This is a genomic window from Pseudomonas sp. ML2-2023-6 (assembly GCF_037055265.1).
Taxonomy (GTDB): Bacteria; Pseudomonadota; Gammaproteobacteria; order Pseudomonadales; family Pseudomonadaceae; genus Aquipseudomonas; species Aquipseudomonas kulmbachensis.
Window position 1 is genome coordinate 3078881 of record NZ_CP146347.1, and the last position, 12410, is coordinate 3091290.

The 12410-nt window shown below is 60.9% G+C and carries 10 protein-coding genes; 4 read left to right on the forward strand and 6 right to left on the reverse strand.

What is annotated here, in order from left to right; all coding sequences use genetic code 11:
* Positions 1 to 54 precede the first annotated feature (54 nt).
* Entirely contained in the window at positions 55 to 1614 is a 1560-nt protein-coding gene (locus tag V6L79_RS14185) for a L,D-transpeptidase family protein (RefSeq protein ID WP_321836390.1), read from the forward strand.
* Positions 1615 to 1882: 268 nt separating this feature from the next.
* Positions 1883 to 2968: a nitronate monooxygenase gene (locus V6L79_RS14190; protein WP_338579011.1), complete on the forward strand. Its 1086-nt coding sequence runs from the start codon at positions 1883 to 1885 to the stop codon at positions 2966 to 2968.
* Here the strand turns inward: V6L79_RS14190 and V6L79_RS14195 are convergent.
* The 6 genes from V6L79_RS14195 to V6L79_RS14220 all read right to left on the reverse strand — a co-directional run bounded on the left by V6L79_RS14195 (position 2941) and on the right by V6L79_RS14220 (position 9021).
* Positions 2941 to 4254: an MFS transporter gene (locus V6L79_RS14195; protein WP_338579012.1), complete on the reverse strand. Its 1314-nt coding sequence runs from the start codon at positions 4252 to 4254 to the stop codon at positions 2941 to 2943. The genes V6L79_RS14190 and V6L79_RS14195 overlap by 28 nt on opposite strands.
* A gap of 71 nt (positions 4255 to 4325) precedes the next feature.
* Positions 4326 to 5348 carry a 4-hydroxy-2-oxovalerate aldolase gene (dmpG, locus tag V6L79_RS14200; RefSeq protein WP_321836393.1) on the reverse strand — a complete coding sequence of 341 codons (1023 nt, stop codon included), beginning with the start codon at positions 5346 to 5348 and terminating at the stop codon, positions 4326 to 4328.
* A gap of 10 nt (positions 5349 to 5358) precedes the next feature.
* On the reverse strand, positions 5359 to 6288 hold the full coding sequence (locus V6L79_RS14205) for an acetaldehyde dehydrogenase (acetylating) (RefSeq protein WP_261742121.1): 930 nt from the start codon (positions 6286 to 6288) through the stop codon (positions 5359 to 5361).
* Positions 6289 to 6309: 21 nt separating this feature from the next.
* On the reverse strand, positions 6310 to 7101 hold the full coding sequence (locus V6L79_RS14210) for a fumarylacetoacetate hydrolase family protein (RefSeq protein ID WP_321836395.1): 792 nt from the start codon (positions 7099 to 7101) through the stop codon (positions 6310 to 6312).
* 135 nt (positions 7102 to 7236) lie between these two features.
* Positions 7237 to 8010 (reverse strand): glucose 1-dehydrogenase, encoded by a 774-nt coding sequence (locus V6L79_RS14215; protein ID WP_261742123.1) that lies wholly within the window; start codon positions 8008 to 8010, stop codon positions 7237 to 7239.
* 30 nt (positions 8011 to 8040) lie between these two features.
* Positions 8041 to 9021 carry a flavin reductase gene (locus V6L79_RS14220; RefSeq protein ID WP_261742124.1) on the reverse strand — a complete coding sequence of 327 codons (981 nt, stop codon included), beginning with the start codon at positions 9019 to 9021 and terminating at the stop codon, positions 8041 to 8043.
* A gap of 173 nt (positions 9022 to 9194) precedes the next feature.
* On the opposite strand from V6L79_RS14220, the gene V6L79_RS14225 reads away from it, so the two are divergent.
* Both V6L79_RS14225 and V6L79_RS14230 read left to right on the forward strand, forming a co-directional pair.
* Positions 9195 to 10631 (forward strand): coniferyl aldehyde dehydrogenase, encoded by a 1437-nt coding sequence (locus V6L79_RS14225; protein ID WP_338579013.1) that lies wholly within the window; start codon positions 9195 to 9197, stop codon positions 10629 to 10631.
* A 110-nt stretch (positions 10632 to 10741) separates the two neighbouring features.
* A complete protein-coding gene (locus tag V6L79_RS14230; protein WP_338579014.1) occupies positions 10742 to 12325 on the forward strand; it encodes an amidase in 1584 nt (527 codons plus the stop codon).
* Positions 12326 to 12410 lie beyond the last annotated feature (85 nt).

Here is a 12410-nt window from a genome sequence, read left to right on the forward strand (position 1 = left end):
GACTGCTCAACCAGTTGACCTTTCAGGTGACGGCCATTGATTGGAGTAAAGCAGTTGTTCAAAAAACGCGCATTTTACTTGAGCATTGCCTTACTGACTGCGCCACTGGTCGCTGTAGCCGATCCCCTACAATCGGATGCCGCCAACCCGGTGCAACAGGCGCTCAGCCAACTGCCCCAGACTTGTCCGAGCCTGGCCCCGCCAGTCAATGAGTCTACCCAGAGTCTGTTGCGGGCTTTTTATCAGGGTCAAAACGACCAGCCGGTATGGACCGATGCCGGACGCCTGAGCGCCTTGCAAGGGGCATTGGCACAACTGGCGGATGACGGTCTGGACCCCAATCACTACAAATTGCCTGCAACCCGGGATCTGTGTGCCGACATCCAGATCAGCCAGCAGTACCTGCAAGCATTGCAGGATTTGCACTATGGTCGCCTGCCGCAAGCACGATTTGAGCCGGTTTGGCATGCCAGCGAAGTGCCGCAAGATCGCCAGGCGGCGATCCTGGCCCTTGCCGGTCCAGGCCTGCAAGACATTCCCGGGGCCTTCGAACGGGCCCGCCCACAAAGCGAGATGTATCAAAACCTGCGCCGGGTTTATGCCCGCCAGCGTCAGCAGCCGCTGGAGCAATGGCAACCTCTGGCCAGTGGTCCGTTACTGCGTCCAGGGATGCAGGATTCGCGGGTGTCCGAGTTGGCCAAACGGCTGGTCAGCGAAGGTTACCTGAGTCATCAGCCGCCGATTATCGATAACACCTACAACAATGAACTGGTGGCAGCGGTGAAGAGCTTTCAGCTTGATCACTCGTTGCAGCCGGATGGGGTGATCGGGGCGGGGACGCTCAAGGAGCTGAACGTCACGGCAGCAGAGCGGCGTGAACAGTTGCGTATCAATTTGGAGCGCTTTCGCTGGATGGCGCAAGACTTCGAGCCTACCAGCCTGCTGGTCAACGTACCCGCCGCGCAGTTGACCGTTTACCAGGGCGGTGTGCCTGTGTGGCAGACCCGTACCCAGGTTGGACGTGCCGAACGCCAGACCCCGCTGCTTAAATCCCGGGTCAACCGCCTGACCCTCAACCCCACCTGGACCATACCGCCGACCATTTTTCGCGAAGACAAACTGCCGCAGATCCGCCGTGATCCTTCTTTCCTCAGTCGCCAGGATTTGCAGATAGTGGACAGCAACGGCCAGCCGCTGGCGGCTCAGGATGTTGACTGGGACCGCCCGGGCAATATCCTGCTGCGCCAGGGTGCCGGGCCGAGAAACCCGCTGGGACGAATCGCCATCCGCTTCCCCAACCCGTTCTCGGTGTACCTGCACGACACGCCCAGCCAGGCGTTATTCAGCAAGGGCCCACGGGCCTTCAGTTCGGGTTGTGTGCGGGTCGAATCGGTATTCCAGCTGCGTGACTTGCTGGTGACCCCGGCCGAGAAAGCGCGCACCGAAGAGCTGTTGGCCACCGGCTTGACCCACGAATTCAGGCTGTCCAACCCCATGCCGATCCTGATGACTTACTGGACGGCCCAGGCGGACAAGGAGGGCAAGGTGACCTATGCGCCGGATATCTATGGTCACGATCCGGTGTTGATCGCGGCGCTGGCGGGTAAAAAATAGTCTTGGGCACATGCAACCCTTGTAGCCGCGGCCAAAGGAACGAGGCTGCGTGCGGCGGCGCAGCCGTCGAGAAATCAGTTTATGCGGTGCGTCAGGCAATGCTCGGCGCCAGGTTCTACGACGGTTGCGCCGCCGGACGCAGCCTCGTTCCTTTGGCCGCGGCTACAAGGATTTGCGCCATAGTCTCTGGAGAACACTATGTAGCTTGCCTCAACCGTAAATCCGCCCCTAGTATCCAGCTCCCGATCATTGACCGTGAGAGCCCCCCATGAGCCGCTGGCCCGATACTCGTGTTATCGATTTGCTGGGTATCGCCCATCCCATCATCCAGGCACCAATGCTGGGTGCTGGCGCCGAGATCATGATTGGCGTTGCCAGGGCCGGTGGTTTGGGTTCTCTGGCGTGCGCCACGTTGAATCTGGAGTCGATTCGCGCCGAGGTGGCGGCTTTTCGGGCTGGCAGCGAGCAGCTATTCAATCTGAATTTTTTCTGCCATCAGTCCCCTGAGTACGATGAAGCGGCAGTGTTGCAGTGGAAGTCGCTGTTCAAGCCCTATTACACCGAGCTTGGCGTCGACTACGACGCACCGACACCAGTGTCGAGCCGGGCGCCTTTTGACGAGGCTACGTGTGAGCTGGTCGAGGAGCTGCGCCCGGCTGTGGTGAGCTTTCACTTCGGCCTGCCGGCGCCGCAACTGGTGGCTCGGGTCAAGGCCTGTGGGGCGAAAATCCTCAGTTCCGCCACCACGGTGGAGGAGGCGCAGTGGCTTGAACGCCACGGTTGCGATGCGATCATTGCCACAGGCTACGAGGCTGGAGGGCACCGGGCGATGTTCTTGAGCAATGAGCTGACCCGGCAAATCGGCACCTTTGCCCTGGTCCCGCAAATTGTCGATGCGGTATCCGTGCCGGTGATTGCCGCTGGCGGTATTGCCGATGCGCGCGGTATTGCCGCTGCGTTTGCGCTGGGTGCCAGTGCTGTGCAAATCGGCACCGCGTATCTGTTTTGCCCGCAGGCCAAGCTGGCCATACCTCATCACCGCGCATTGCGCCAAGCGGGTTCCAGCGACACGGCGCTGACCAACCTGTTTACCGGCCGACCCGCTCGCGGCATCGTCAATCGAGTGATGCGCGAACTGGGCCCGATCAATCCCCAGGCGCCAGCCTTTCCACTGGCCGGCGGTGTGTTGCTGCCACTCAAGGCCAAGTCAGAGCCCGCAGGCTCTGGGGACTTTATCAATCTGTGGGCAGGCCAGGGTTTTGCCCTGAGTCCCGGCCGCACGGCTGAGCTGTCGTCTTATGAGCTGACCCGCAAATTTGTCGATGACTACGCGGCACGTTCTGCAGGCAAATAGTGGGTTTGCGCGGCATGGCTGGAGGTGCGGATCAGCAGCACGATCGCACCCGCCACCGGCAGGCTTACCAGCAGTAACGCATAGCGCAGCGACTCAACGCCGAAGGTTGGTTGCAGGGCATCACTGAACAGACCGGCCAGCAATGGCCCGACCCCGACCCCCAGGAGTGTCGAGATAATGGTCTGCAAGGCCATCGCCGTACCTCGGCGGTTGGCCGGGACCAGTTGCGTGACCAGGTTGTAAGACGGCGCCACCCACCACACCGCAAAAAAACTGTAGAACGCACACCACAGCATTGAGCTGGGGATGGGCACGCTGCCCAATTGCGTCCACACCGTGTTGGGCCACAGCAGGTAGGCGAACAGCGCACTGAGTGCCGCTACATGGCCAATCACCGGGATCCCGACTTGCCAGTGCGGATTGCGCGGGGTCAGGTGGTCGCTTAACCAGCCGCTGAACAACGCGCCGATCCCGGCAAACCCGCCACAGATAAAACCGGCCAGCAGCCCCGCATGTTGTAGCGACAAACCGTGGGAGCGCACCAGGAAGCTGGTGTTCCACATGCCGATAGCATAGGAGCCCAGCGTAGTCAGGCCACCCGCCATGACCAGGCAGCGGTAGGCGGGCAGGGCCCAGAGATTGCGCGCCTCGCTGCCCATGCTTTGCAGCGGGTGTGCAGCATGGGCGCTGGCCAGATCCCAGCGGCCCCGGGTCGGGTCTTTTACGACAAAGGCCAGCAGCGTGGAAAACAACAATGCGGGCATGCCGATCACGATAAATGCCGTGCGCCAGCCATAGTGCTCGACGACCCACGCGCCGAGGCTGAGGCCAATAACCGCGGAGAAGGTCGGTGCCGCAGTGAAGCAACTGATGGCAAACGAGCGCCGATGGGGCGGGTATAAATCGGCAATGATCGACATTGACGCCGAGGTGGTCGGCGACTCGCTGACCGCAACCGCCATACGTGCCAAGGCCAGCATCCAGAAGCTCACCGCCAGACCGCAAACCATGGTTGCGACGGCCCATAACAGGCAGGCCATCGCCAGCAAACGGGTGCGCGACATACGATCGGCCAGGCGCCCAGCAGGCAAGGCGAGCAGGGCGTAGACCCCAGCAAAGGCCAGACCGGAAATCAGCCCCATCGCTGTGTCGCTGACCCCGAATTCTGCTTTGATCGGCTCAATCATCACCGCCAAAATCTGGCGACCGACAAAGTTGTCGGCAAACATGGCCGCCAGCAATAACAGCAAAGCATGGCTGCGCCAGCCGACCTGAGCATTGGGCATGGTTGATTTCCTGTCAGATAAAAACACCAAAGGCGCTGACCCGGTCAGCGCCTTTGGCAAGGAGCAAAGCCTCAGGCCCGCTGACGGGCCAGGGTCATAGCGGTGTCTTCGATCATGTCTTCCTGACCGCCAACCATGCCGCGACGACCCATCTCCACCAGGATTTCGCGGGCCGGTACACCGTATTTTTTCTCGGCGCGTTTGGCGAACAGCAGGAACGAGCCATATACCCCGGCGTAACCCATGGTCAGGGCATCGCGATCGCTGCGGATCGGGAAGTCCATGATCGGCACCACCAGGTCTTCGGCGACATCTTGAATGCCGAACACACTGACTCCGGTTTCAATGCCCATGCGGTCACACACCGCCACCAGAATTTCCATCGGTGTGTTGCCCGCACCGGCGCCCAGCCCGGCAGCAGCGGCGTCAATCCGCGTCGCCCCGGCTTCGATGGCGGCTATGGAGTTGGACACGCCCATCGACAGGTTGTGATGGCCGTGAAAGCCGATTTCGGTGTCCGGGTGCAGCGCTTCACGCAAGGCTGCTACGCGGGCCTTGATGTCGTGGGGCAGCATGTAACCGGCCGAGTCGGTGAGGTAAACGCAGTTGGCGCCGAAGCTCTCCATCAGCTTGCCCTGCGTGACCAGCCCTTCAGGGCTGTTCATATGGGCCATCATCAGAAAGCCCACGGTGTCCATACCCAGCTTGCGTGCATAGGAAATGTGCTGCTCCGAAACATCGGCCTCGGTGCAATGGGTGGCGACTCGGATCGTGTTGACCCCCAGCTCATAAGCCATTTGCAGGTGATCCACGGTGCCGATCCCGGGCAACAGCAGGGCCGAGACCTTGGCCTGCTTCATCATCGGGATTACCGCCGACAGATACTGCTCATCGGTATGCGCCGGGAAGCCGTAGTTCACCGAGCTGCCGCCCAGGCCATCGCCGTGGGTGACTTCAATCAGTGGCACACCAGCAGCGTCCAGGCCACAGGCGATGTCTTTCATCTGTTGCAGGCTGATCTGGTGACGCTTGGGGTGCATGCCGTCGCGCAGGCACATGTCATGCACGGTGATTTTTTTGCCGCGAAGATCCATGGTCGGTTCCTTAAGCGAGGGCAGGTTGAGGGTTAGATGCCTTGAGTTGCAGCTCGCCCTTGAGGATTTCCTCGGCGAACATCTCGGCAGTGCGCGCAGCGGCGGCGGTCATGATGTCGAGGTTGCCGGCGTACTTGGGCAGGTAGTCGCCCAGGCCTTCGACCTCCATAAAGATCGACACTCGATTGCCGTCAAACACCGGCCCGTTCACCAGCTTGTAGCCTGGAACGTACTGCTGTACTTGCTCGATCATGTTGGCAATGGCCAGGCTGATCGCGGCCTGATCCGGCTCGGTTTCAGTCAGGCAATGCACGGTGTCGCGCATGATCAGCGGTGGTTCGGCCGGATTGACGATAATGATCGCCTTGCCTTTTTTCGCGCCGCCTACCTGCTCGATGGCGCTGGCGGTGGTGCGGGTAAATTCGTCGATATTTTTACGTGTGCCCGGGCCGACTGACTTGGACGCTGCTGTGGCCACGATCTCGGCGTAAGCCACGGGTTGTACGCTGCTTACTGCAGCTACCAGCGGAATGGTCGCCTGGCCGCCGCAGGTGACCATATTGACGTTCATCGCGCCGCGCTTGAGGTTGGCCTTGAGATTGACCGGTGGCACGCAGTACGGGCCAATGGCAGCGGGGGTGAGGTCGATCATCAGCACGCCCAGCTCGTTGAGTTTGCGGCTGTTCTCGGCATGGACATAAGCCGATGTAGCATCGAAGGCGATCTGGATATTGTCCGCCAGCACGTGCGGCAGCAGACCGTCGACCCCGTCACTGGTGGTTTTCAAGCCCATTTCGCGGGCACGGCTCAGGCCTTCGGACGTGGCATCGATGCCTACCATCCAGACCGGCTCCAGCACGTCGCTGCGCAGCAACTTGTAGAGCAGGTCGGTGCCGATATTGCCCGGCCCGATCAGGGCGCATTTGATCTTTTTGGTCATGGGAAAGGTCTCGAACGGGGTTTAGGACACAAAGCGCAGTCGGGCCGAGCCCAGGCCGCTGAGGGTCAGGCTGACCTCATCGCCGGGTTGCACCGGCACCAGCGGCGCCAGAGCACCGGAAAGGATGATTTCACCCTTGCGAAACGGGATGTCGAACTTGCCCAGGGTGTTGGCCAGCCAGGCTACGGCCTCGCAGGGGTGGCCCTGGACTGCAGAGCCAAAACCGTTACCGGCGGGCAGGCCGTTTTTCAGCAGGTGCAGTTCGACCTTGGCCAGGTCCAGCTCACGGGGGTTGATGCGCTGCTCGCCGAGGGCAAACACGCCACACGAAGCGTTGTCGGCCACAGTGTCCTGGATGCGGATTTTCCAGTCGGCGATGCGCGAGTCGACAATCTCGAAACACGGCACCACCCATTGACTGGCGGCCATCACGTCCTCGGCAGTAATGCCGGGACCGTGCAAATCTTCGCCAAGAATAAAAGCGATTTCGCCTTCGGCTCGTGGTTGAACCAGATGGTTGGCGGCAAAGCTCACATCGCTGTTGTCAGCCACTTGCATGCGATCGGTTAAAAAGCCGAAGTCGGGTTGATGCACATCGAGCATCTCTTGCACGGCACGGCTGGTGACGCCGATCTTTTTGCCGATTACCTGTTCGCCCAGGGCTTGGCGGCGCTGCAAAAAGCGCAGTGAAATCCGGTAGGCGGTTTCCAGGGTCAAGTCCGGGTAGCGCTGGGTCAGGGGCGCAAGGCTGCGGCGCTCGCGCAAGGCGTGAAACAACTCATCGCCCAGGGCTTCAATCAACTGTGTGTCCATTAATACGCTCTCTCTAAAACCCAATCCCTTTGTGGGAGCGGGCTTGCTCGCTATGCAGGCGACGCGGTCTATCTGATAAACCGCATTGATGCGATCGCGAGCAAGCCCGCTCCCACAGTTGTTATGTGTGCTGGATTAGCCCGGCCAAACGCTCGATTCGGCGCCGCCGTCCACTTCCAGGATCTTGCCGGTGACCCAGCGCGAAGCCGGGGTGGCCAGGTACAGCGCAGCGGCGGCGATATCTTCAACTTCGCCCAGACTTTGCAGCGGGGTTGCCTTGATCATGCCTTCGCGCATGGCCACCGGCAGGACGCGGTTCAGGGCGTCGGTCAGGACCGGGCCAGGAGCAATCGCATTGACCCGCACCAGTGGTGCGAAATCCTGGGCCAGCAAGCGGGTCATATGGCTCAGCGCAGCCTTGGCGGTGCCGTAGGCGCTGAATTGGGTTTGCGCATAACGCGCCGCACCCGAGGTGATATTGATAATGTTGCCGTTACCTGCCTCGCGCATATGCGGCACACACAGCTGGCTCAGGTGATAGGCCGAAGACACGTTGAAGCGCATGATTTCTTCAAAGCGTTCAACACTCAGTGTCAGCGGATCATTAGGGCCGGCGCCGCCAGCGTTATTCACCAGATGGGTGATGCGCCCCATCTGCTCACGGGCTTGGGTAACCAGCGCGCTGCGCTGCTCGCTGTCATTCACATCGCAGGTCAGGGCCAGGGCCCGGCGGCCAAGGGCACGTACTTCTTCGGCCACGCCTTCAACGTCGCTCAGGGTGCGGGCTGCTAGTACCACATCGGCGCCTGCTTCGGCGTAGGCCAAGGCGATTCCACGGCCAATGCCGCGTCCGCCGCCGGTGATCACGGCCACGCTACCGGTCAGGTTGAAGCGCTGAATAATGTTCATAAGGGGTCCTGTTCCTTTTTGGCTAAAGACTTAGCGGGGCGCCCACAGATCAGGCAAACCGGGATCACTGGCGGCAATCAAGCGCTTGAGCAGCACCTTGAGGGCCTGGGCATCCCCGGGGCCGAGTTTGGCCGACACGTTCTCTTCCACCGCCTTGGCCAGCGCCAATTGTTGCAGCGAAGCTTCGCGGCCGGTGGCGGTCAGTACATAGCACGGATCTTGCTGGCTGCCTTCGAGGGCGACCAGGTTCTGCTTCTCGAGAAAACGCATGCTCGCCACGCTGACCACATGCCCGGTGTAGCTGACGAAGGTGTTGATTTCGTTGAGGGTCAGGTTGTCGCGGATGCACAGCACCGAGAGGATAAAAAATGCATGCTCGTCCAGTTTCTGGTTGCTCAGCAGGCGATGCAGGGCATCGAGCAACTGGTAATGAGCGCGACCCAACAAATACCCGAGCAAGTCCTCGGTGTAGCTGCACTCCGGCGGTGGCGGGGTGGTTGCCAAGCGCAACTCGCTGCGTGGTTTGCGGGTCGCCAGTGCGTATTGGCCGCTCTGAAAGGCCAGCGGGGCACGGTCGCTGTGATCGAAGGCGAGCACTTCGCCAACAAAAATCACATGATCGCCGCCTTCATATTGAAAGGCGGTGCGGCACTGGAAGCGGGCGGTACAGTCTTGTAGCAGCGGCGCTTCGCTGATCCCGTTGTCGAGTTCAATCTCGGCGAATTTGTTCTCGCCCTGCATCGCAAAGCGCCCAGACAGAGGCTCCTGCTCGGTCGACAGCACATGCACGTTCCAGTGCTTGCCGGAACTGAATACCGGCAGGCTGCGAGCGGACTTGGCCAGACTCCACAGCACCAGCGGCGGGTTGAGCGACACCGAATTGAAACTGTTGGCGGTAATGCCGATGGGAGAGCCGTCTTCAGCCTGGGTGGTGATGATCGTCACCCCGGTGGTGAAGGTGCCCAGCGCGGTACGGAATGCCTGCGGATCGAAACTGCTTTGCATTGCCATGACGAACCTCATGGATTGGATTTTCGTGCTGGCAGTATTCCCCTCGGCGCAGGGTGCTACATCGTCTTAATGGACTAACGAATCCAGCCGATTATCGTCCGATTGGACGAGGCATTCCGGGGCGCAGTTCGCTAGCGTCGGCTCATCGAACCGGTGTATCAGAGGACTCATCCATGACGTTCAGCAGCACTGCTCCAGAACAGCTGCCCAGCCTGTTGGCGGCGCAGAAACAGGCCTTTGTCGCGGCCGGGCCCGTCAGCGCAGAGCTGCGCCGGGCGCGGATCCAGCGCGTGATAGAACTGCTGGTGAGCTACCAGCAGCCGCTGATCGAGGCTATGGATGCAGATTTTGGCGGCCGACCCCAGGGTTTTTCGTTGATGAATGATGTACTGGGCTCGCTGGCATCGCTCAAATATGCGCGCGATCATCTTGAGCACTGGGTTGAAGACGAGCCACGCCAAGTGTTTTCACCCTATGACCAAATGGGCGCCAAAGCCTGGGTGATGCATCAACCCAAAGGCACCATCGGCATTCTTGGCACCTGGAATGCACCGCTGTTTACCTTGCTCAGCCCTCTGGCGTGCGTATTGGCGGCGGGCAACCGGGCCATTCTCAAACCCTCGGAAGTGGTGCCACGTACCGCTCAGGTGTTGGCCCAGGCTTTTGCCGAGTGGTTCGACCCGCTGGAAATTGCTCTGGTGACCGGTGATGCCGAACTGGCGCAGGTGTTTACTGCGCAGCCTTTTGATCATCTGGTGTTCACTGGCAGTACCGCGGTAGCACGCTCGGTGATGCGCAATGCCGCAGAGAATCTGGTGCCGTTGACTCTTGAGCTTGGGGGAAAGTCCCCGGTGATCATTTCCCGCAGCGCTGACATGAGCAAGGCAGCCTTCAGCATTGCGGTGGCCAAGGCCAATAACGGCGGGCAAATCTGTATCAACCCGGACCTGGTGTACGTGCCGCGAGAGCAGATGGAAGATTTTATCGACCTGCTGGGTGCGGCCTACAGTGAGCTATTGCCCACCACCCAAGACAACCCGGATGTGGTGGCGGTGGTCAACGCCAGGCATTTGCAGCGTGTAGAAGGTTATGTGCAAGACGCCCGCGCGCGTGGTGCCCGGGTCGAAAGCTATCCGCAGGCGCTTGAGGCCGATGCCGGTTCACGTCGGCGGCCATTACAAGTGGTGATCAACCCGCCCTGCGACAGCCAGGTCATGCGCGAAGAAATTTTCGGCCCGGCGCTGGTGGTGCTGCCCTATGAGCAACTTCAGTCAGCGCTGGATGACATCCACTCCAGGGAGCGTCCGCTGGCGCTGTACTATTTTGGCCAAAGTGAAGAGGAGCAGCGTCATGTGCTGCAAAACACCATTTCCGGTGGTGTGAGCATCAACGATGTGATGATGCACGCAGCTTTGCACGATGCACCGTTTGGCGGGATAGGCGCCTCTGGCATGGGGCACTACCATGGCCGCGAAGGGTTTCTTGAGTTCAGCCACATGCGCAGTGTTTACAAAGCCCCAACCCATGATCCGCGCCGCGAATGGGGCCTCCTGCCGCCCTATGGCGAGCATTTTTTGCCGACCATGCAATCGATGGTAACGGCCGACTGAAAAACGGCTGCCCTGTGGGAGCGAGCCTGCTCGCGAAGACTTCTATTGCGTCGTAACCTTCGCGAGCAGGCTCGCTCCCACCGTGTGTAAGTCCTCAATAAAAACAAGATATGTTCTGGAGATTGACCTTGCAAAACCCTGTTGAAACACCTGAAGAACCTACTGGCTGGCAGCGTCGTCACGTACTCAAGGCAGGCGCCCTGGCTGTGGGGGCCGGTCTGTTGGGGCGCTTTGCCAATGCCACCAGCGGCACCGGGATCTCGCCCGCCGAGTACGGGGCGATGGATGCCACGGATATGGCCCGCGCCGTGCAAAAGGGCGAGCTGAGCCCGGAGAACCTGCTTGCAGCGGCGATGGCCCGTTGCGATGCGGTCAACCCCAAGGTCAACGCCGTCAATATGCGTCATGACGAATACGCCAACGCGCTGCTCAAGGCCCGGCGCGCCAGTGGCGCATCGAGCACTGGCGCGCTGGCCGGGGTGCCGATCCTGATCAAGGACCTCAATACCTACCTTGAAGGCACCCGTACCACCAACGGTTGCCGCCTGTACAAGGATGCGCCGCCAGCACCTCACACCAGCACCCTGATTGCGCGCTATCAGGCGGCCGGTGCCGTGCCGTTTGGCAAAACCACTTGCCCGGAATTCGGCCTGACCACCACCACTGAGTCACTGCTGTGGGGGCAAACCCGCAACCCGTGGAACCTGGCCAAGAGCGCAGGTGGCTCGTCCGGTGGTGCGGCTTCGGCCGTTGCCGCAGGTATTGTGCCGGTGGCCCATGCCACTGACGGTGGCGGCTCGATCCGTATACCGGCGTCCTATTGCGGCCTGGTCGGGCTTAAGCCGACGCGCTACCGCACCCCCAGCGGGCCGGGTAAATATGAAGGCTGGTTTGGTGCCAGCGTGGCTAACGTGGTGTCGCGTAATGTGCGCGATATGGCGTTGTTCCTGGATGTCGGGCAGGGGCATGAGGCTGGCAGCCCGTATTGGGCCAAACCACTGGTCCGGCCCTATGTCGAAGGGCTGAGCACTGCGCCCGGTCGTTTGCGTATCGGCGTAGTGCGCGACTCGTTGACCGGCGCACCGCTGGACCCCGCCGTAGTCAGGGTGCTCGACGATACGGCCAAACGCCTGGCAGCGCAGGGGCATGAAGTGGAAGAACTGCGACTCAACATCGACCCGCGACAGTTGTTCGGTGCCCACGGTTCGGTAATTGGCGATGCGTTACTGACGATGGTTCACGACCGCGAACAAGTGCTGGGCCGCAGCGCCACAGCCGACGACTACGAGCGCATCACTCAGGTAGTGTTGGGCAATGCGCAAAAGGTCACCGGGGAGGGCTTGTACCGGGCGCGTCAATCGTTCGAAAGCATCGGCGGCTACATGGAAGATCAGTTTCAGAAGTACGACGTGATCCTGTCGCCGGTGACAGCCAACGTCACTCCGGATCTGGGCCTGTTGAGCCTCAATCAGCCCTGGGAGAGCTATGCCCACAACGCCATGGGCAGCGCGTCTTTTACCGTGCTGGCCAACGTCAGCGGGCAACCGGCGCTGTCCTTGCCGGTCGGCATGAGCGACAACGGCCTGCCCATCGGCATGATGTTCACCGGGCCGCTGGGTGGGGAAGACGTGTTGCTGCGCCTGGGGGCACAGATCGAGCTGGATCGTCCTTTCGCGAAGTTGCCAGTACTTTAAAGGCATCCTCACCCGAGCCCTCTCTCTTTGGGAGAGGGTTGTGGTGATAGCCAGCCTCCCCGCGATATCCCGACTAGTCCACTTT

Coding starts and splice junctions, on each gene's coding strand:
- V6L79_RS14220 (WP_261742124.1), bottom strand. CDS start 9,021: ATGGCAATGCAAAGCAGTTTCGATCCGCAGGCATTCCGTACCGCGCTG.
- dmpG (WP_321836393.1), bottom strand. CDS start 5,348: ATGGATCTTCGCGGCAAAAAAATCACCGTGCATGACATGTGCCTGCGC.
- V6L79_RS14190 (WP_338579011.1), top strand. CDS start 1,883: ATGAGCCGCTGGCCCGATACTCGTGTTATCGATTTGCTGGGTATCGCC.
- V6L79_RS14195 (WP_338579012.1), bottom strand. CDS start 4,254: ATGCCCAATGCTCAGGTCGGCTGGCGCAGCCATGCTTTGCTGTTATTG.
- V6L79_RS14230 (WP_338579014.1), top strand. CDS start 10,742: ATGTTCTGGAGATTGACCTTGCAAAACCCTGTTGAAACACCTGAAGAA.
- V6L79_RS14205 (WP_261742121.1), bottom strand. CDS start 6,288: ATGACCAAAAAGATCAAATGCGCCCTGATCGGGCCGGGCAATATCGGC.
- V6L79_RS14215 (WP_261742123.1), bottom strand. CDS start 8,010: ATGAACATTATTCAGCGCTTCAACCTGACCGGTAGCGTGGCCGTGATC.
- V6L79_RS14225 (WP_338579013.1), top strand. CDS start 9,195: ATGACGTTCAGCAGCACTGCTCCAGAACAGCTGCCCAGCCTGTTGGCG.
- V6L79_RS14210 (WP_321836395.1), bottom strand. CDS start 7,101: ATGGACACACAGTTGATTGAAGCCCTGGGCGATGAGTTGTTTCACGCC.